A 21,009-nucleotide genomic window follows, 5' to 3' on the forward strand; every position below is an offset into this window, starting at 1 on the left:
CTCCCCCTCACACCAACAAAAAAGCCGGAGCCGGGGCATCAGGCCCCAACTCCGGCTTTTCTCATCTGAGGACAGCCGGCGGCCGCGCCGCCGGCTGCTTGTCGGTCAGCCGCCGAACAGTTTGCGCTGCCACCAGCCCGAGCGGGGCTTGGCGGGCGGGGTGTCCGGGTCGGTCGGGGCCGGCTCGGCGGAGGCCTCGGCGGGCGGCGGCTCCGAGGGGGTGCTTTCGCTGGGCGCGGCCTCTGGGGTCTCGGCCTCCCGGGTCTCGGCCGAGGCCGGCTCCAGGGGGGCCTCGGCGGGCTCGGCCTCAGGCTTCGCGGCAGGCTCGGCGACCGGTTCCACCGGCGCACCGGCGGCCACCGGCGGTGCCTTCTCGCGCACCGTGGAACGGCGACGGCGCGCCGGCCGCGCGGCCGGCTCTTCCACCGCTTCGGCAACCGGTTCCGGCGCGCTCACCGATGCCGCGCCTTCGGCGGGGGCCTCGGTGACGGCGGCAGGTGCGGCGGCGGTCGCGTCGTCCGCGCCGGCGACCGGCTCGGTCGCCGGGCTCTTGTCCTCGGTCTCGGCGCCGGTCACCGTGTCCTGGCTCGCCGTGTCTTCACTGGCCATGTCCCCGGTGGCGGCATCATCGGCGGTGTCGTCGGACGCCGTCTCGTCGCCCTCTCCATCGCGCTCCCGGCGATTGCGGCGGCCACCGCGACGACCGCGCCGGCGGCGGCGGCGATCGGCGGCGTCGTCATCGCCGCGCTCCTCATCGGATTGGGCGTCGTCCTCGCCCTCGCTGTCGTCTGCGGCAGCGGCGGCTTCGTCCTCATCCTCGCCCTCGGCGGCGTCCTCGCGGCTCTCCTCCCGCTCATCGGGCCGCCGGCGACGGCGACGGCGGCGGCGACGGCGGCCGTTCTCGTCTCCCTTGTCCCCGGCGTCCTCGCCCTGGGCGTCGGTCTCGGCGGAGGCCTCCTCCAGATCGTCCTCTTCCTCATCCAGGAACGCCTCTTCCGGGGCGATTGAATCGGGGTGCACCACCGGGGCGGCGCGGGGCGGCGGCGGCGGCGGGGCGGCCAGATCCCCCTTGTCGATGATGAAGGGCTGGTGGCCGGTCACCGTATCGTCGGCTGCCACCGAGAGGGTGACGTTGAAGCGCTCTTCCAGATCGCGCAGATGGGCGCGCTTCTGGTTCAGCACATAGAGCGCCACCTCGGTGCGGGTGCGGGCGACGAGATTGTGGGTGACCGAGCGCAGCAGCTGCTCTTCCAGCGCCCGCAGCAGCTGCAGCGCCACCGAGGCCGCCGAGCGCACGTGGCCGGTGCCGCCGCAATGGGGGCAGACCTCGATGGAGCTTTCCAGCACGCCGGTGCGGATGCGCTGGCGCGACATTTCCAGGAGGCCGAAATGGGAGATGCGGCCGATCTGGATGCGCGCCCGGTCGTTCTTGAGGCAATCCTTGAGCTTGCGCTCCACCGCCCGGTTGTTGCGCTTCTCCTCCATATCGATGAAGTCGACCACGATCAGGCCGGCAAGATCGCGCAGGCGCAGCTGGCGGGCGATCTCCTCGGCCGCCTCCAGATTGGTCTTGAGCGCCGTGTCCTCGATATGGTGCTCGCGGGTGGCGCGGCCCGAGTTCACGTCGATGGAGACCAGCGCCTCGGTGGGGTCGATGACGATGTAGCCACCGCTCTTCAGCTGCACCACCGGGGAGAACATGGCGTCCAGCTGCTGCTCCACCCCGAACCGGGCGAAGATGGGCTGGGGCTCGCGATAGGGCAGGACCGCCTTGGCATGGCTCGGCATGAGCATGCGCATGAAGTCCTTGGCTTCCTTGTAGCCCTCCTCGCCGGCCACCTGGATATCGTCGATGTCCTTGTTATAGAGGTCGCGGATGGCCCGCTTGATCAGCGAGCCCTCCTCATAGACCAGGCTCGGCGCGGCGGACGACAGGGTGAGCTCGCGCACCGTCTCCCACAGCCGCAGCAGGTATTCGAAGTCGCGCTTGATCTCGGTCTTGGTGCGGTTGGCCCCTGCGGTGCGCAGGATGACGCCCATCCCCTCCGGCACCTCCAGGTCCTGCACCACTTCCTTGAGACGCTTGCGATCGGTGGTGTTGGTGATCTTGCGGGAGATGCCGCCGCCCCGGGCGGTGTTGGGCATCAGCACCGAATAGCGGCCGGCCAGGGAGAGGTAAGTGGTGAGGGCAGCGCCCTTGTTGCCGCGCTCCTCCTTCACCACCTGCACCAGCATCACCTGGCGGCGGCGGATCACCTCCTGGATCTTATAGGTGCGGGCGCGACGCTGCGGGGCGCGCTCGGGCACCTCTTCCAGGGCGTCCTCATCGGCGCCGAGGTGCTCGATCTCCTCGTCCTCGTCGATCTGGTGGATGTCGCCGTCGTCCTCGTCCTCGTCGTCCTCCTCGGCGCGACGGGCTTCCGCCGGAGCCTCAGCGGAGACCTCGTCACCGGCCTCGTCATCCTCGGGCAGGATCGGCGCGGGATGGGATTCGCCGGCTTCCGCCTCCTGGCGGCGGGCGCGCGCGTCGTCGAGCTCCTGCTCGACCGGCGCCGGCAGGGCGGAACCCAGCACGGCGTCGGCCGCCGCCTCCACCAGTTCCTCGCTGGCCGCGACCGCTTCGGCCGGAATCAGCAGCTCGCTGACGGTATCCACATGGCGGATCGGATGATCCTCGGCCGCCGGCACATCCACCGGCGCCTCGGCCGGTTCGGTCACCTCGTCGGAGGGGGCCTCTTCGGGCGCAGTGATCTCGGCGGGCTCCACGGCAGCGGGGGCGGCCTCTCCCACAGCCGCCTCGACGGCGGCGGCCTCGGCCTCGGGCGCGGCAGCTTCGGGGGCGGCGTCGGCCCCCTCGGCGGACTGCGGCTCCACCTCTGCGGCGACGGGCTCCTCGGCCTCTTCGCTCACGCTGGCATCGGCGCGCGCCTTCTTGGAGCGGCCGCGCTCGCGACGCTTCTCGCGCATGTCGGCCTCGTCCTCGGCTAGGCGGGCCGCGCGCTCTTCTTCCTCGATCAGCGCCAGCCGGTCGGCCACCGGGATCTGGTAATAGTCCGGATGGATCTCGCTGAAGGCGAGGAAGCCGTGGCGGTTGCCGCCGTATTCGATGAACGCCGCCTGGAGCGAGGGCTCCACCCGCGTCACCTTGGCGAGATAGATGTTGCCCCGCAACTGCTTGCGGGATGCGGATTCATAGTCGAACTCTTCGACCCGGTTCCCGCGCACGACAACCACCCGGGTCTCCTCCGGATGGGTCGCATCGATAAGCATCTTGTTGGCCATGGAATTCTCTCTTCACGGCGCCGGAGCCAAGGCTCCGCCACAAGCCCCGGGCGCGGATCTCCAAAAGACCCGCCCGGGCGCCGCAAGAACGCCGGATGTGATGACGTAAAGAGTCGGAGGCTCGGTCGCGCCGCGGGGTGTCGTTCACACCCGCGGCGTCGGGGCACACGGTGGCGCGGCGAACGCGCCTGTCGTGCGGAGAAAAATCCATGCCCTCGGCTACCCGATCCTCAATGAAGGGTCCCACTGGATCCGAAGCGGAAAGCCCCGACCCAGCACGGCACACGCCCGCCCGATTCCCCAAATCGTCCCTCGAAGGCGTGCTTCGGAAGGCTGATCGAAACCGCCGCGCAAGGCACCCGGACAATGCCGCGACGGAGCCGCGAGCCCGGGAAACCACCTGCGAAAGGGCGAGGACACCAGCCGGAACACGGGACCCGCAAAGGATCCCCGTGGATTTCCCGGCCGCGACCAACACCCGCGGCAGCCGCGGCAGCCGGGGGCCGAAGAGCCTGGTCCGGAACGCGAACTGTGTACCGCCCATTTTTACGCGCGCGACTTCGTGCTTGGCAAGGTTTATGCGTGTGCTCATGATCCATCGGCGCACCAAAACGCGCCGCGCGACCCCTCATATCCCAAGGGAACATACCCTGCTGCGGGCCGCGCTCCCGCCGTCAACCTTCAGTTAACGGACGCGCTCCTATCCCTTGTGGGAGAGGGACGCTGGCGAACACGGGATGCGCATGGACCATACGCCCGAGCACATCGCAGCTTCGGTTGCCGCCGCAAGCGGCAGCGGAATACTGCCACCCCGGCGCCTTTCCGCCCCCCGCTGGCGGGTGGCCCTGGCCGCAGCGGTGCTGGGGTGCGGCCTTTTCGGCTTATCCACACCCTCGCCCGCCGGCACCGACGTCGCTCCGGCCGCCCACGCCCCATCCCCGGCCACGACAGCCCAACCGGTGGTCGCCCACGACCTTCTCCTGGCGGGCGACGCCCAGCGCACCCGGCTGGTGGTGGATCTCAACCGCGCGGTGGAAGTGCGGACCTTCACCCTGGCCGATCCGTACCGCGTGGTGGTGGACCTCACCGACACGGTCTTCGCCATGTCCGGCGAGGCGGGCCCGCAGCGGCGCGGCCTGGTTTCCGCCTATCGCTACGGTGTCTTCGCCGCCGGCAAGGCGCGCATGGTGCTGGATGCCACCGGCCCGGTGCGCATCGACAAGGCGTTCGTGCTCGATCCGGTGGATGATCAGCCGGCGCGGCTGGTGGTGGACCTCGTGCCGACCGATGCCGAGACGTTCCGCCGCACGGTGGCGCGCGCCACCGCGGCGGCCCAGGCGACCACAGCGGCACCGGCGCCGGAGACGGCAACCGATGCGCGACCGGTGATCGTGCTCGACCCCGGCCATGGCGGCATCGATTCCGGCACCACCGGCTACAGCCGCTTCGCCGAAAAGAACATCGTGCTCGAAGCCGCCCTGACCCTGCGTGACAAGCTGGAGAAGACCGGCCATTACCGCGTGGTGCTGACCCGCTCCACAGATACCTTCATCGCCCTGGGCGAGCGGGTGCGCATCGCCCGGAAAAACCGCGCCGCCCTGTTCATCTCCCTGCATGCGGACGCTCTCGCCCGCAACGATGGACAGGCCCGCGGCGCCAGCGTCTATACCCTCTCCGATACCGCCAGCGATGCCGATGCCGCCCACCTGGCGGAGCAGGAGAACAAGGCGGACCTGATCGCCGGCGTCGACCTCAGCGACGAGCCGGACGAGGTCGCCGGCATCCTCGTCGACCTGGCCCAGCGGGAGACCCGCAGCTTCTCCGCCCACTTCGCCCGCGATCTGGTGCAGGAGCTGAAACGCACCGTGCGCACCCATCGCACGCCGTTGAAATCCGCTGGGTTCCGGGTGCTGCGGGCGCATGATGTGCCCTCGGTTCTGGTGGAGCTCGGCTACATGTCGAGCGCCGAGGACCTGAAGCAGCTGACCTCCAGCGAATGGCGGGACCGTGTCACCGATGCCATGGCGGGGGCCGTCGACGCCTTCTTCGCCACCCGCGCCGGTGGCCCCTGGCGTGCCGCCCGGGCGGAGCAAAGGCCTGCGAACTGAGGCCCGCGGGCAACGCACCGGCGCCCCGTCGCGAAGCGGCCATGTTTGGCCCTCATAGCAGGCGCAGCAGCGCCACCGCGATGGTGACGATGGGCTTTCGGCCGCCCCGTGGCCACCGTCCCGTCGCACCGGGGGCTTCGCGCGGATGTGATGGGGCAGTTGCGGCTGATCGGCGCCGCACGCACACATGGCACTTCGCAGCGGAGCCGAGTCGCGGTAAGGCGATGTCGCCCCTTTCTGTCCGCGCGGTGAACCGGTGCGGTTTGGGGCAGATGGTGCGTGCGGCGCGCCCTTTCTGTTGCGGAGGAACCCGGCGAGATGCGTGTGTTGATGCGGTTTCTGGGCTTCGTGTTCGCGCTCTGCACCCTCGTCCTGCTGGTGGGGGCCGCCGGCGCCACCTATATGGTCTGGAAATATTCCAAGGACCTGCCTGATTACACCCAGCTGCAGAATTACGAGCCGCCGGTGATGACCCGCGTGCACGCGGCCGATGGCGCGCTGGTCGCTGAATATGCCAAGCAGCGCCGCCTCTACATCCCCATCGAGTCGGTGCCCAAGCTGGTGATCGAGGCGTTCCTCTCCGCCGAGGACAAGAATTTCTACGAGCACGGCGGCGTCGACCCCACCGGCATTTTCCGCGCCGCGTCCTTCTATCTGCAGAACTACGGCAAGAACGTCCGCCCCCAGGGCGCTTCCACCATCACCCAGCAGGTGGCGAAGAACTTCCTTCTCACCAATGAGGTGTCCATCGACCGCAAGATCAAGGAAGCGTTGCTGGCCCTGCGCATCGAGCGCGCCTATTCCAAGGATCGCATCCTCGAGCTCTATCTCAACGAGATCTATCTCGGCATGGGGGCCTATGGCATCGCCGCCGCGGCACTGGTCTATTTCGACAAGTCGGTGGACGAGCTGAACGTTCAGGAAGTGGCCTATCTCGCCGCTTTGCCGAAGGCGCCGTCCACCTATAACCCCTTCCGCGAGCGCGCCCGCGCCACCGATCGCCGCAACTGGGTGATCGATCGCATGGTGGAGAACGGCTTCGTCACCCCCGCCGAAGGCGAGGCCGCCAAGAACGCCCCCCTCGACGTGGTGAACCGCACGTCCGGTGCGCAGATCTTCGCCTCCGAATATTATGCTGAGGAGGTGCGCCGGCAGATCTACGAGCGCTATGGCGAGAGCAAGCTCTATGAGGGCGGGCTTTCGGTGCGCACCCCCCTCGACCCCAAGCTGCAGGCGCTGTCGAAGAAGACCCTGGCCGACGGCCTGATCCGCTTCGACGAGCAGCGCGGCTGGCGCAAGCCCGTTACCACCATCGACATTTCTGCCGCCGATTGGGGCGTGAAGCTGGGCGAGGTGAAGGAGCTGAATGACATTCCCTGGCGCCTCGCCGTGGTTTTGGATGTCAACAAGGACGCCGCCCGCATCGGCCTGCAGCCGCCGCGCACCAAGTCCGGCGCCCGCTCCACCGAGCGCGAGGTGGGCCTCATCACGCCCGACGGCGCCAAATGGACCCGCCGGCCCCTGACCAGCGTCCTCAAGCCCGGTGACGTGGTCTATGTGGAAGCCCTGCCCAACCGCCAGGGACAGTTCCGCCTGCACCAGCTGCCGGCAGTGGAAGGCGCCATGGTGGTCATGGAACCCACCACCGGCCGCGTGCTGGCGCTCACCGGCGGCTTCTCCTTCGACGAGAGCCAGTTCAACCGCGCCACCCAGGCCATGCGGCAGCCGGGTTCCTCCTTCAAGCCCATCGTCTATGCCACCGCGCTCGACAATGGCTACACCCCCTCGTCCATCGTCATGGATGCGCCGTTCGAGCTGGAGCAGACCGGCCAGGCCACCTGGCGGCCGGAGAACTATTCCGGCAAGTTCTATGGGCCCCAGACCCTGCGCTTCGGCCTGACCAATTCGCGCAACGTGATGACGGTGCGGCTCGCCAACGACATCGGCATGCCCATCATCGCCGAATATGCCAAGCGCTTCGGCGTCTATGACGAGATGCCGCCGCTCCTGTCCATGTCGCTCGGCGCCGGCGAGACCACGCTGATGCGCATGGTGGGCGCCTACGCCATGATCGCCAATGGCGGGCACAAGGTGACCCCCTCGCTCATCGACCGCATTCAGGACCGCTACGGCCACACCATCTATCGCCACGACGAGCGCGAATGCCGCGACTGCGAGGCCACGAAGTGGGAGAACCAGCCGGAACCCACCCTGATTGATCGGCGGCCGGTGGTGCTCGACCCCATGACCGCCTACCAGATCACCTCCATGATGGAAGGCGTCGTGCAGTACGGCACCGGCACCGCGCTGAAGGATCTGGGCAAGCCCATCGCCGGCAAGACCGGCACCACCAATGATGAGAAGGACGCCTGGTTCATCGGCTTCACGCCGGAAATGGTGGTGGGCGTCTACCTCGGCTACGATCGGCCCAAGCCCATGGGCAAGGGTTCCACCGGCGGCCTCATCTCCGCGCCCATCGTGCGCGACTTCATGAAGACCGCCCTGGCGGACCGGCCGGCCATTCCCTTCCCGGTTCCCGCCGGCATCAAGCTGGTGCGGGTCGATCGCAAGAGCGGCCAGCGCACCGGCCCCGGCGGCTACGCCATCCTCGAGGCGTTCAAGCCCGGCACCGCCCCGCCGGACAGCTATTCGGTGTCGGACTACTCCGGGCCGTCCAGCGGCGGGCCTTCGGCGGCCACACCGGCCGCCACCGGCGGGCTCTACTGAAGATTGACAGCGGGCCGTCCTTGGGACGGCCCGCTGCGCTTCAGCATAGGCTACTCCGCGCAACACAATCGGCAGTTGGATTTTACAACCCGCCGTGAAAACCGCGCGTCAAGCTGTACAACGTTGAGGAATTTGCTAACTTTAACAAAGGAGTGGGCGAAGTCGGCGGATCGGCACGCTCGCCGTGCGTGCAGTCAGAGCCATTCCCGCCCCGCGGGGCGGCGGGGGGATGGGCATGGGCACAGAAGGGCTGATGGAACTCAATTTCGCGGCCCTCACCCAGTGCCTGGATGCCGTCGTCTTCATCGACGACAAGAACGACATCGTCTTCTTCAATGCCGCCGCCGAACGCCTCTGGGGCGTCTCCGCCGACACCGTCCTGCATAAGAACGTCCGCTGCCTGGTACCGCCGGAGATGCGCGCCCATCACGACGACTTCATCGCGCGCCATCGCACCAGCGGCGTCAATCGTATCGTCGGCTCGAGCCGAGAGATGCCAATCGAGCGCTGCGACGGCAGCCGCGTCTGGGGCCAGCTGGCGCTCACCGCCATCGAGCTCAACGACGCCAGCTATTACGCCGCCTTCGTGCGGGACGTAACCGAAGACGTGAGCCGGCGCGAGCAATTGCGCATCTTGTCCCTGGTGGCCGAAACCACGGGCCGGATTGTGCTCGTCACGGATTCTCACGCCAGGATTGTCTACGTTAACCACGCCTTCACAGAGATGTTCGGCTATGCCCTTCCGGACGTGGCCGGGACGTTGCCTTTCGACCGTCTCTCGAAGGATCATGAACACCGGGAGCTGAGTGAAGGGCTGGTGGAGCGCCTGACGACGACCACCGGCTTCACCGAAGAGGTTCTTCTGCACGACAGCTCGGGAAAGGGCGTCTGGGTGTCTGCCACCTTCAACCGCGTTCAGGATGATGCGACCGGCGAGCTGCGCAACATCGTGGCGGTGCTGGCGGACATCACCCAGACGAAGCAGATCGAGGAGCTGCAGCGCGACGTGCTGGCCGCCATCGTCTCCGACGAGCCGCTCGCCGACGTGGCCGACCTCATCTGCACCAAGGTTGAAGCCATCGCCCCCGGCGTGTTGTGCTCGCTCATCAGCGTCACCGACGACGGCCAGCTGCAACCCTTGGCCGGCCGCAGCCTGCCGCCCAGCTTCACCGCTGCGGTCACCGGCCTCACCATCGGTCCGAAGGTGGGCGCCTGCGGCACCGCCGCCTTCCTGGGTGAGCCGGTGCTGGTGGAAGACATCGCCACCAGCCCGTTGTGGGACGATTTTCGCTGGCTGCCTCTGCCTCCCGAGCTGTTGGCGTGCTGGTCCATTCCGGTGAAGCTGCGCTGTGGCAAGGTGGCCGGCACATTCGCCTTCTATTTCACCGATCGGCGCACCCCCTCCCCCTGGCACCAGCAGATCGTCAACGCCTGCGCCGGCCTGTCGGCGCTCGCCATGGAGCGGCAGGATTCCAAGCGCCATATCGACCGGCTGGCGACCATGGACACGCTCACCGGCCTGCCCAACCGCAGCGAGCTGCTGCGTGTCATGGGCAAGGAGATCCTGCGGGCGGAGGCCCTGCAGCTGCCGCTGACCTTCCTGTTCCTCGATCTCGATCACTTCAAGGATGTGAACGACACCCTCGGCCATTCCACTGGCGATCAATTGCTGGTGGAAATGGCCCGCCGCCTGAAGGCCCAGCTGCGCACCGGCGACATGGTGGCCCGCATCGGCGGCGACGAATTCGTCATCCTCATCCACAATTGCCGCGGCGACGAGGCGAGCCGCATAGCGAGCCGGCTGCTGGAATACCTCGCGGCGCCCTTCAATGTGGAGGCGCTCACCCTTGCCATGTCGGTGAGCATCGGCATCGCCCTCTACCCGGACCACGGGGTGGATGCCGAAACCCTGCTGAAGCACGCAGACACCGCCATGTACGAAGCCAAGCGGGAGGGGCGCGGCAAGTTCCGCTTCTTCACCGAGGACCTCAACCAGCGGGTCCAGAGCCGCCTCGTGCTCAGCGTCGCCCTGCGCAAGGCGATCCAGAGCCACGCGCTGAAGCAATACTACCAGCCCCAGGTGCGCATCGACACCGGCACGCTGCACGGCGTGGAAGCGCTGACGCGCTGGCACGACCCGGTGCATGGCGATGTGCCCGCGCCGCGCTTCATCGCCCTGGCGGAAGAATATGGCCTCATCTCCGGCATCGACCAGTGGGGAGTGGAAACCGCCTGCGCGCAGATGGCCAAGTGGCGGGCGGAGGGGCGGCCCGTGCCCCACATTTCCGTCAACCTGTCGCCGGTCAGTTTCCGTTCCGATGCCATCGTCGACGTCATTGTCGAGGAGCTCCGCCGCCATCAGCTCACCCCCTCGGATCTGCGGGTGGAGATCACCGAGCGGGTGATGATGGATCAGCACCCCAACTCGCTGGCCACCGCCCGCGCCATCGAGGCCCTGGGCGTGCGCCTGGCCATGGACGATTTCGGCACCGGCTATTCCAGCCTGTCCGCCCTCGCCCGCCTGCCCATCGCCGAGCTGAAGATCGACCGCTCCTTCATGCTGAGCCTGGAGCGCGACCAGCATGCCCAGGCTCTGGCCACGGCGGTCATCCGCATCGGCCAGAGCCTGGGCATGACGGTGGTGGCCGAAGGCGTGGAGACGGACAAGCAGATGCGGCTGCTACAGGAGCTGGATTGCGACGCCGCGCAGGGCTATCTGTTCGCCCGCGCGCTCGCGCCCGCCGATTTCGAAGGCTGGCTCGAGGGGCGCCTCGCCCGCGGCTGCGGACCTGGCGCCGCGACCGGCGTCGAGCCCGCATCCCTGACCTGACCCACCATGATGGGGGCGCCGTGGCGGTGCAGCGAAGCCCGCCATTGCGAGAGACCCATGCGGGCCCCGTTTACACCGGTGCCGCCCGCCGCTATTTTCCGCCGCCCTACCCGGAGATGATGAAGCCATGCGTGCGGAACTCGCCGCGAAAGTCGACGAGATCAAACAGTCGTTGGATCTGCTGCGGTCCCACATCGACGTGGACCGTTCCCGTCGGCGCCTGGACGAGCTCAATGCCATGGTGGAAGACCCCACCTTGTGGGACGAGCCCGAGCGCGCCCAGAAGATCATGCAGGAGCGCACCACCCTGGAAGATGCGCTGGGCGCCATCGACCGGGTGAGCCAGGACCTCGCCGACAATGTGGAGCTCATCGAGCTCGGCGAGGCGGAGGGTGATGAAGGGGTGGTGGGTGAAGCCAGCATGGCTCTCGACACCCTCAAGGCCGAGCTCGCCCGGCGCGAATTGGAATCCCTGCTCTCGGGCGAGGCCGATTCGAACGACACCTATCTCGAAGTCCATGCGGGCGCCGGCGGCACCGACAGCCAGGACTGGGCCGAGATGCTGCTGCGCATGTATACGCGCTGGGCGGAACGGCACGGCTTCAAGGTGGAGCTGATGGACGAATCGCAGGGTGAGCAGGCCGGCCTGAAGTCAGCCACCATCCAGGTGAAGGGGCACAATGCCTATGGCTGGCTGAAAACCGAGGCCGGCGTGCACCGGCTCGTGCGCATCTCCCCCTTCGATTCCAACGCCCGTCGTCAGACCTCCTTCTCCTCCGTCGACGTCTACCCGGTGGTGGACGACCGCATCGTGGTGGACATCAAAGAGGCGGACGTGCGGGTGGACACCATGCGCTCCGGCGGCGCTGGCGGCCAGCACGTGAACAAGACCGAATCGGCGGTGCGCCTCACCCACATTCCCACCGGCATCGCGGTGGTGAGCGAGGGCGACCGCTCCCAGCACAAGAATCGCGCCACGGCCTGGAACATGCTGCGCGCCAAGCTCTATGACCTTGAACTGAAGAAGCGGGAGGCGGAAGCCGCCGCCGAGCAGGCCGCCAAGACCGACATCGGCTGGGGTCACCAGATCCGTTCCTACGTGCTGCAGCCCTATCAGTTGGTCAAGGACCTGCGCACCGGCGTCACCTCCGGCACCCCGCAGGAGGTGCTCGACGGCGATCTCGACGCTTTCATGCAGGCCGCGCTCGCCCAGCGCGCCTACGGCGGCGGACCGGAGCAGGTCGAAGACGTGGATTGACGCCGGATGTGGATTGAGCCCGGGTGGCCACGGGCCGCCCTTTCCTCCTGAAGTAAGACAAAGGCCGCGGCGCGAGACCGCGGCCTTTGTCTATCCCGCCCTCAATCCCAGGCCAGGGCGCCGCCGTTCTGGTATTCGATGACCCGGGTCTCGAAGAAGTTCTTTTCCTTCTTCAGGTCCATGGCCTCGCTCATCCAGGGGAAGGGGTTCTCCGCCTCGGCAAACACCGAGGCGAGGCCGAGCTGCGCGCAACGGCGGTTGGCGATGACGTGCATATATTGCGCGCACAGTCCCACATTCAGGCCCAGCAGGCCGCGGGGCATGGTATCGCGCCCATAGGCCACCTCCAGTTCCGCCGCATCCTTGAGCATGCCGCGCACCTCGTCCTGAAACGCCGGCGTCCACAGATGCGGGTTTTCCGCCTTGATCTGGTTGATGACGTCGATGCCGAAATTCAGGTGAATGCTCTCATCCCGCAAGATGTACTGATACTGCTCGGCAATACCCACCATCTTGTTGCGCCGGCCCAGCGAGAGGATCTGCGCAAAGCCGGTGTAGAACCACATGCCCTCGAAGACGACGTAGAAGGCAACCAGATCGCGCAAAAAGGCTTGGTCCGTCTCGGCGGTGCCCGTGGCGAACAGGGGATCTGCCAGATTCTGCGTGTAAGCGAGGGCCCAGGCGGCCTTGTCGGTAATGGAAGGCTCTTCGCGATACATGTTGAACAGCTCGCCTTCATCAAGGCCCAGGCTTTCGACAATATATTGGAAGGTGTGGGTGTGAACCGCCTCCTCGAACGCCTGGCGCAGCAGATATTGCCGGCATTCGGGATTGGTGAGATGGCGATAGATGGCGAGCACGATATTGTTCGCCACCAGGCTCTCGGAGGCGGCGAAGAAGCCGAGATTGCGCTTCACCATGCGCCGCTCGTCCTCGGTCAGCCCGTCCCTCGACTTCCACAAGGCGATGTCCGCCTGCATGGAGACCTCGGTGGGCATCCAATGATTGTTGCAGGCAGACAGATACTTCTCCCATGCCCACTTATATTTCATGGGTAGGATCTGGTTCACATCCGCCCGCGCATTGATCATGCGCTTTTCATCCACGCTGACCCGGCCACCGGAACGATCGATGGCACCAAGTCCGGTGGCATCCGCCGGCGGCGGCTCGGCCCTCTGCCCGGATGCCGTCGGGAGCACCGGCGCATCGGAAAAGGGAGGGGCCGCGGGCTCCGACCAATCGAGCATGTCCATATCTCCTTGCCCGTTCACTGGCAGGCTTCGCAGGTGGGATCGGTGATGGCGCAGGCGCGCGGCGCCTCCACCAGGATGGGCGCGGCACCGACGGCATTGAGCTTGCCGTCTGTGCCCTTCAGGGTGGACTTCTCCACATGGGTGGCGGAGCGGGCGCGCAGATAATAAGTGGTCTTCAACCCCTGCCGCCAGGCGAAGCGATAGGCCTCGTCCAGCTTCCGGCCCGAGGGTTCGGCCATGTAGAGATTGAGCGACTGGCTCTGATCGATCCATTTCTGGCGCCGCGCGGCGGCGCGGATCAGCCATTCCGGCGCAATCTCGAACGCGGTGGCATAAAGCGCCTTCAGATCTTCCGGCACCCGATCAATCGCGCTCACCATGCCATCATAATATTTGAGATCGGACACCATCACCTCGTCCCACAAGCCTCGGGCCTTGAGGTCGCGCACCAGATGGGCGTTCACCACCGTGAAGTCGCCGGACATGTTGGCCTTCACATAAAGCTGGCTATAGGCCGGCTCGATGGATTGGGAGACGCCAACGATGTTGGAGATGGTGGCGGTGGGCGCAATGGCCAGCACATTGGAATTGCGCATGCCCACCTCGATCACCCGGGCGCGCAGGGCCGCCCAGTCCTGGGTCGCGGAGTGGTCCAGTTCCACATGGCCACCCCGGGCCTCGGCCAGAAGATCGAGGCTGTCCAGGGGCAAGATGCCCTTGGACCATAACGAGCCCTCGAACGAGGCATAGCGCCCGCGCTCGGCGGCAAGGTCCACCGACGCGGAAATGGCGAAATAGCTCAGCGCCTCCATGGAGGTGTCGGCGAACGCCACCGCCCCCTCCGAGGCGGTGGGCAGGCCGAGTTTCTCCAGCGCATCCTGATAGCCCATCAGCCCCAAGCCCACCGGACGGTGGCGCAGGTTCGAGCGGCGCGCCTGCGGGATGGTGTAGAAATTGATGTCCACCACATTATCCAGCATGCGCATGGCGGTGGAGACGGTGCGGCGCAGCCGCTCGAGATCGAGTCCCTCGGCCGCCACGTGCGCGGTGAGATTGACCGAGCCGAGATTGCACACCGCCACTTCGTCGGTGCTGGTGTTGAGGGTGATCTCGGTGCACAGGTTCGAGGAATGCACCACCCCCACATGGCGCTGCGGCGAGCGCAGGTTGCAGGGATCCTTGAAGGTGATCCAGGGATGGCCGGTCTCGAACAGGAGAGTGAGCATGCGCCGCCACAGCTCCACCGCCTTCACGGTGCGGAACACCTTGATCTCGCCCCGCGCCGCCTGCGCCTCATAGGCTTCGTAAGCGGCCTTGAAGGGCGCGCCATAAAGGTCGTGCAGGTCGCTCACTTCATCGGGTGAAAACAGGGTCCAATCGGCGCCGGCCTCCACCCGCTCCATGAACAGGTCCGGGATCCAATTGGCGGTGTTCATGTCGTGGGTGCGGCGGCGGTCGTCGCCGGTATTCTTGCGCAGGTCGAGGAATTCCTCGATGTCCACATGCCAGGTTTCGAGATAGGCGCACACGGCACCCTTGCGCTTGCCGCCCTGGTTGACGGCGATGGCCGTGTCGTTGGCCACCTTCAGGAACGGCACCACCCCCTGGCTTTCGCCATTGGTGCCCTTGATGTGGGCGCCAAGGCCCCGCACCGGCGTCCAGTCATTGCCGAGGCCGCCGGAATATTTGGCGAGCAGCGCATTGTCGCGGATGGCCTTGAAGATGCCGTCGAGATCATCGGGCACGGTGGTGAGGAAGCAGGAGGACAATTGCGGGCGCAGGGTGCCGGCATTGAACAAAGTGGGGGTCGAGGCCATGAAATCGAAAGACGAGAGCAGGTCATAGAATTCGATCGCCCGCGCCTCCCGATCGATCTCGCGCAGCGCCAGGCCCATGGCCACCCGCATGAAGAAGGCCTGCGGCAGCTCGAAGCGGGTGCCGGAGACGTGCAGGAAATAGCGATCGTAAAGGGTCTGGAGCCCGAGATAATCGAACTGCAGGTCCCGCTCCGGCTTCAGCGCGGCGGCAAGGCGCGGCAGGTCGAAGCGGGCAAGCTCGGGGTCCAGGAGCTCGGCTGCGACACCGGCGGCGATGAAGGCGGGGAAATAATCGCCATAGCGCGCCGCCATCTCTGTCTGCGTCGCCGCCTCCGGCTGGTGGAACACGAAGCTCAGCGCCTCGCGCCGCAGGGTGTCGGTGAGCAGGCGGGCGGAAACCTTGGAATAATTGGGCTCAGTCTCAATCAGAGTGCGGGCGGCGAGAATGGGTGCCAGCGCCAGCTCCTCCTGCGAAATGCCGTCATAGAGATTGCGCCGCGTCTCGGCGAGGATGGGTTCTGCCGTCGTGCCATCGAGGCCGGCGCAGGCTTCGCGCACCAGCGCATCCAGCCGCGCGTCGTCGAGCGGCACGAGGGCTCCATCGGCGGCGCGCATGTGAAGGCGCGGGGCCTGCGTCTGCGCGACAGGCGTGCGCGCCGCGGCCCGCTCCCGCGCCCGCTCCTCGCGATAGAGCACATAGGCGCGGGCCACCTTGTGGTACTCGCCGCGCATCAGCGCCAGTTCCACCTGGTCCTGCACATCCTCGATATGGAAGGTGCGCCCCGCCTCCACCCGGCGGGTCAGGTTGGCGACCACCTGGGCGGTGAGATCGACAACGATGTCATGCACCCGGCGCGAGGCCGCGGCCGAGCCGCCTTCCACCGCCAGGAACGCCTTGGTGAGCGCCACCGCGATCTTGGCCGGATCGAACGGCGTCACCGCCCCGTTGCGCCGGATCACCTGATAGGCAGGGTCCGCCCCGCGGAGGGCGGGCGGCGGCGCGAGGGGCGCGGACTGCGGGCGCGCGGAGAGAATTTCGAGGGACATTCGGCTCAAACCCCATGCTCTGGGGGCAAAGGCCGAGCGGACGCAAAGCGGCCAGGCGCACGCGCCCCGAGCCGGACCTGCGATCCACCGGGACACCCCGCCCGAGGACGATTGCGGTGTCACGGCAGGTCTCCTGGCTCGCGGGTCGTCGCGTCGGGTCCGTCTTCCCAGGCTTGCGCCCAGTGACAGGATTGGACCTTGGCTTGCCGCTGACAGTTGCGGGGGCAGCACCGGCTTCACACCGGTTTCCCTCTTCGCCCCTGGCCTTTCGACTCAGGGGACCGTGACCACTACATGTAGGCCGACAATCCCGACGCATGTCAATATTTAGACGAACGGAAAAGCACCCGGTGCGGGCCACGCCGCGCCGGGTCGGGACTCAGGCCGATGGCGCGCGCAGTGCGCGGGCGGCGGCCACCATGTTGATGAGCGCCGGCTTCACCTCATCCCATTTGCGGGTCTTCAGGCCGCAATCGGGGTTGATCCAGATCTGGGCGTCATCCAGCCGCTGACGGGCAAGGCCGATCAGAGCCGCCATCTCCTCAGTGCCCGGCACCCGGGGGGAATGGATGTCATAGATGCCCGGGCCGATCTCGTTGGGATATTTGTAGGTCTTGAAGGCATCCAGCAACTCCATCTTCGAGCGCGAGGTCTCGATGGAGATCACGTCCGCATCCATGGCGGCGATGGCGGCAATGATGTCGTTGAACTCCGAATAGCACATGTGGGTGTGGATCTGGGTTTCGTCCGCGACGCCCGATGCGCACAGGCGGAAGCACGCCACCGCCCAGTCGAGATAGGCGCCCCATTCGCCATGGCGCAGGGGCAGGCCCTCACGCAACGCCGCCTCGTCGATCTGGATCATGGCGGCGCCGGCCTGCTCCAGATCGTGCACCTCGTCGCGGATGGCGAGGGCGATCTGGCGGCAGGCGGCGCTGCGCGGGATGTCGTCACGCACGAACGACCAGTTGAGGATGGTCACCGGCCCCGTGAGCATGCCCTTCACCGGCTTGTCGGTGAGGGACTGGGCATGGCGCCACCACGCCACCGTCATGGGCGCCGGGCGCGCCACATCGCCGAACAGGATGGGCGGGCGCACATAGCGCGAGCCATAGCTCTGCACCCAGCCATGCCTGGTGAAAGCGAAGCCGGAGAGCTGCTCGCCGAAATACTGCACCATGTCGTTGCGCTCGAACTCGCCATGCACCAGCACGTCAAGGCCGATCTCTTCCTGCCAGCGGATGGTGCGGGCCGTCTCCGCCTTCAGGAAGGCCGCGTAGGCCTCATCGTCCAGCGCCCCCTTGGCATGGGCCGCTCGCGCCTGCCGCACCTCAGCGGTCTGCGGGAACGAGCCGATGGTGGTGGTGGGAAAAGCCGGCAGAGCGAACCGCCGGCGCTGCACCTCCGCCCGCACCGCGAACGGATGGGCGCGGCGGCCCATGGCGGGGGTGACAGCGGCGGCCCGCGCCGCCACCGCCGCATTGTGCACCTTGGGCGAGGCGCGACGGGCGGCAGCGGCCGACGCAGAGGACGCGAGCGCCGGCTGAACCTCCTCCGCCCGTCCGGCCAGGGCCGCCGCCAGCACCGCCAGCTCGTCCATCTTCTGCACGGAGAAGGCGAGCCAGGACGTCAGGTCCGGATCGAGATCGGTCTCCTGCTCCAGATCGATGGGGACATGCAGCAGCGAGCAGGAGGGCGCGAGCTCGACATGGTCGGTGCCCCGCTTTGCCACCACGGGCTTCAGGCGCTCAACCAGGGCCGGCAGATCGGCGCGCCAGATGTTGCGCCCGTCGATGATCCCGAGCGACAGCACCAGCCCCCGGGGTGTGCGCCCGGCCACCTGTTCAAGCTGCTGCGGCGCGCGACAAAGATCGAGGTGGAGCCCCGCCACCGGCAAGGCCAGGGCCGTGTCGAGATTGTCGCCGAGGGCGCCGAAATAGGGGGTGAGCATGATCTTGAGGTCGGGCAATGCACGGGCAAAGGTGCCATAGGCACGGCGGAAGGCGGCGCGCTCCGCGTCGGTCAGATCGAGCACCAGGGCCGGCTCGTCCATCTGCACCCATTGCGCCCCATTGGCCGCCAGCCGGCGCAGGATATCCGTATAGACCGGCAGCAAATTGCTCAGCAGCGACAGCGGATCGAACCCCTCGACCTTGGACTTGCCGAGCTTGAGGAAGGTCACCGGCCCCAGCAGCACGGGGCGCGTGTCAAAACCGAGGGCCTTCGCCTCGCGATACTCATCGACGACTTTGAGGCTGGCCACCGCGAAGCGTTGTTCCGGCGCGAATTCAGGCACCATATAGTGGTAATTGCTGTCAAACCACTTGGTCATTTCCTGCGCCGGTACGCCCGATGCCCCATGAGCATGCCCACAGGCCGCCTCTTGCGCACCGATACTACCGCGCGCCATGGCGAAATAGATCGGCAGCGGCACCTTGCCGCCGCTCCAGCCGTAGATCTGCGGAATCGCCCCCACCATCACCGAGGTGTCGAGCACGTGGTCGTAAAGGGAGAAATCGCTGGAGGGGATGATGGTGACCCCACGCGCCCGCTGCCGGACCCAATTGGCGGCGCGCAGGCTGGCGGCGGTGGCCAGGAGCTCCGCCTGCGTGGTCCTGCCGGCCCAGAAACTCTCCAGCGCATGCTTCAGTTCGCGACGGGGGCCGATGCGCGGGGTACCGAGGGTGGCTACCGCGATGGAGGATTGAGAAAACGTGGTCACGGCGTTGAGGCCCTATGATTGGGGGCAAGGCCGTGGCGGCAAGCGACAAGGACCCGGCACGGCGCAGCCGGCGGAGCCAAAGCGCACCACCGGGACACCCCGCCCGAGGACGTGTTGTGTCACGGCAGGTCTCCTGGCTCACGGATCATCGCTTCAGGTCCGCCTTCCCGGGCTTGCGCCCAGTGACATGAATGGACCCTGGCTCACCGCTCACAGTTGCGGGGGCAGCGCCGGCCTTGCACCGGCTTCCCTCTTAGCTCCGGTGCCCAAGGACCCCGGAGAACCACGACAAACGCGATCTGAGCCGAGCCGCCCGCCCCTGTCAAGAAGGATATAAGGACATCTTTATGTCGTGATTTCTGCACAGCCGTCCCTCAGCCCGCGGCATAGGGCGTGAAGACGCTGCGGTTCTCATCCACCGCCAGGGTTCGGCCGATCATCGGGAAGGCCCGCTGCGGGCAAGCCGGCCGCTCACACACCTTGCAGCCGGCGCCGATCGGAATCGCGGCGGTGGGGTCGTCTACGGCGAGGCCCTTGGAATACACCAGCCGCCCGGAGTGGCGGATGTCGCAGCCCAGGCCGATGGCGAAGGTCTTGCCCGGCTCCCCATAGCCCCCCGCGCCATGATGCACGGTGCGGGCGATCCACAGATAGGTGCGCCCATCGGGCATCTGCGCCACCTGGGTCAGGATGCGGCCGGGCTGGGCAAAAGCCTCGTAGACATTCCACAGCGGGCAGGTGCCGCCCACCCGGGAGAAGTGGAAATCAGTGGCCGACTGGCGCTTGGAGATGTTGCCGGCACGATCCACCCGGATGAAGAAGAACGGCACTCCCACCGCCCCCGGCCGCTGCAGGGAACTGAGGCGGTGGCAGATGGTCTCGAAGCCCACGCCAAAGCGGGCGCCAAGGCGCTCGATATCGTAGCGCTCCGCCTCCGCCGCGGCGAGGAAGGCGCCATATGGCATCAGCACGGAGCCGGCGAAATAATTGGCAAGGCCGATCCGCGCCAAGGCATGGGTCTCCCGCGCCCCCTGAGCCGCGGCGGTGGCCAATGTTTCGATCAGGCCGCCTTGCTCCAGGAAGGCGAGCTGGGTGGCGATCTGGAAGGCCCGCTGGCCATCATCCAGCCGCGCCGCCAGCCGCAGCACCCGCTCGGCGGGCAGAAACCGGCGCAGCCCCTCGCCGGCGCTTTCCCCGTCCCCTTCCGCCGCCGCGCGCACCACCCGCACGCCGTGGCGCGCCTCCAAGTGGCGGGCGAGCCCCTCCGCCAGGTCTCCGGGCGCAAGATGGGCAGCATCTGCCAGTTGCTCCGCAGCGACATCGAGATCGGTAAAGTAATTGTGGTGGGCATAGAAGAAATCACGCACCTGCTCATAGGGCATGGGCGTGGCCAGGGTGGTGCGACCGCCGGAACCGAGGCCCAGTTCCCCGGCCATGGCATCGGCCCGCTCCAAAGCGTGGCGCCAGCGCCGGTGCAGCGCCACCACGGCGCGACCGAGAGCCGGCATGGCGGTGGCCACTTCCTTCAGCTCGGCGAGGCTCACCTGCTCGCCGCCGGCCGGGTCGTTCATGGGATCGGCGAACACCTCCCGCAGGTCCGCCACCAGCCGGCCTTCCTCGCCCTCCGAGAACAGCTGCACATCGACGCCGAAGACCTCGTTCAGCTTCAGCAGCACCGGCACGGTGAGCGGCCGCTGGTTCTTCTCCAACTGGTTGAGGTAGCTGGCCGACAGGCCCAGCGCCTGGGCGAGGGCCAGCTGGGTCAGCCCGCGCTCTTCCCGGAGCCGCTTCAGCCGCACCCCAACGAAGCTCTTCTTCACCGCCCGCCCCCTCCGCACCTGAATTTGCAACATTCGCAAATCCGCGCCAAACGCCTCGCAAAACCACACATTTTCAGTCATTTCGCGATTTTTCATCCGCGAATATTGTGAGGAAACAGTCCGGCCGCAAGCGCTTTTTCCCGCG

The 21,009-nt window shown here is 67.2% G+C and carries 9 protein-coding genes and 2 riboswitches; of the genes, 4 read left to right on the forward strand and 5 right to left on the reverse strand.

The window, feature by feature from the left end; all coding sequences use genetic code 11:
* Positions 1–105: 105 nt before the first annotated feature.
* Positions 106–3,282 (reverse strand): Rne/Rng family ribonuclease, encoded by a 3,177-nt coding sequence (locus MEU52_RS06550; protein ID WP_238120754.1) that lies wholly within the window; start codon positions 3,280–3,282, stop codon positions 106–108.
* Between the two features lie 959 nt (positions 3,283–4,241).
* Here MEU52_RS06550 and MEU52_RS06555 point away from each other — a divergent pair.
* From MEU52_RS06555 to prfB, 4 genes are all read left to right on the forward strand, one after another.
* Entirely contained in the window at positions 4,242–5,390 is a 1,149-nt protein-coding gene (locus tag MEU52_RS06555) for an N-acetylmuramoyl-L-alanine amidase (protein ID WP_238120753.1), read from the forward strand.
* A 318-nt stretch (positions 5,391–5,708) separates the two neighbouring features.
* Positions 5,709–8,117 carry a penicillin-binding protein 1A gene (locus tag MEU52_RS06560; protein ID WP_238120752.1) on the forward strand — a complete coding sequence of 803 codons (2,409 nt, stop codon included), beginning with the start codon at positions 5,709–5,711 and terminating at the stop codon, positions 8,115–8,117.
* A 253-nt stretch (positions 8,118–8,370) separates the two neighbouring features.
* Positions 8,371–10,947: an EAL domain-containing protein gene (locus MEU52_RS06565; protein WP_238120751.1), complete on the forward strand. Its 2,577-nt coding sequence runs from the start codon at positions 8,371–8,373 to the stop codon at positions 10,945–10,947.
* 127 nt (positions 10,948–11,074) lie between these two features.
* Complete coding sequence (gene prfB / locus MEU52_RS06570) at positions 11,075–12,205, forward strand: peptide chain release factor 2 (protein WP_238120750.1); 1,131 nt, start codon at positions 11,075–11,077, stop codon at positions 12,203–12,205.
* A gap of 101 nt (positions 12,206–12,306) precedes the next feature.
* Here the strand turns inward: prfB and MEU52_RS06575 are convergent, their stop codons facing one another.
* The 4 genes from MEU52_RS06575 to MEU52_RS06590 all read right to left on the reverse strand — a co-directional run bounded on the left by MEU52_RS06575 (position 12,307) and on the right by MEU52_RS06590 (position 20,864).
* Positions 12,307–13,452 (reverse strand): ribonucleotide-diphosphate reductase subunit beta, encoded by a 1,146-nt coding sequence (locus tag MEU52_RS06575; RefSeq protein WP_238120749.1) that lies wholly within the window; start codon positions 13,450–13,452, stop codon positions 12,307–12,309.
* A gap of 20 nt (positions 13,453–13,472) precedes the next feature.
* Positions 13,473–16,322, reverse strand: coding sequence for a ribonucleoside-diphosphate reductase subunit alpha (locus MEU52_RS06580; protein ID WP_238120748.1), 2,850 nt, complete (start codon positions 16,320–16,322; stop codon positions 13,473–13,475).
* Between the two features lie 106 nt (positions 16,323–16,428).
* Positions 16,429–16,623, reverse strand: a riboswitch (cobalamin riboswitch).
* Between the two features lie 78 nt (positions 16,624–16,701).
* On the reverse strand, positions 16,702–19,044 hold the full coding sequence (metE, locus tag MEU52_RS06585; protein ID WP_238120747.1) for a 5-methyltetrahydropteroyltriglutamate--homocysteine S-methyltransferase: 2,343 nt from the start codon (positions 19,042–19,044) through the stop codon (positions 16,702–16,704).
* A gap of 106 nt (positions 19,045–19,150) precedes the next feature.
* Positions 19,151–19,347, reverse strand: a riboswitch (cobalamin riboswitch).
* Positions 19,348–19,418: 71 nt separating this feature from the next.
* Positions 19,419–20,864: a short-chain fatty acyl-CoA regulator family protein gene (locus MEU52_RS06590; protein WP_238120907.1), complete on the reverse strand. Its 1,446-nt coding sequence runs from the start codon at positions 20,862–20,864 to the stop codon at positions 19,419–19,421.
* Positions 20,865–21,009 lie beyond the last annotated feature (145 nt).

The organism is Xanthobacter sp. NM-25 (genome assembly GCF_022138605.1).
GTDB lineage: Bacteria > Pseudomonadota > Alphaproteobacteria > Rhizobiales > Xanthobacteraceae > Xanthobacter.

Coding starts and splice junctions, on each gene's coding strand:
- MEU52_RS06550 (WP_238120754.1), bottom strand. CDS start 3,282: ATGGCCAACAAGATGCTTATCGATGCGACCCATCCGGAGGAGACCCGG.
- MEU52_RS06565 (WP_238120751.1), top strand. CDS start 8,371: ATGGAACTCAATTTCGCGGCCCTCACCCAGTGCCTGGATGCCGTCGTC.
- MEU52_RS06575 (WP_238120749.1), bottom strand. CDS start 13,452: ATGCTCGATTGGTCGGAGCCCGCGGCCCCTCCCTTTTCCGATGCGCCG.
- prfB (WP_238120750.1), top strand. CDS start 11,075: ATGCGTGCGGAACTCGCCGCGAAAGTCGACGAGATCAAACAGTCGTTG.
- MEU52_RS06560 (WP_238120752.1), top strand. CDS start 5,709: ATGCGTGTGTTGATGCGGTTTCTGGGCTTCGTGTTCGCGCTCTGCACC.
- MEU52_RS06580 (WP_238120748.1), bottom strand. CDS start 16,322: ATGTCCCTCGAAATTCTCTCCGCGCGCCCGCAGTCCGCGCCCCTCGCG.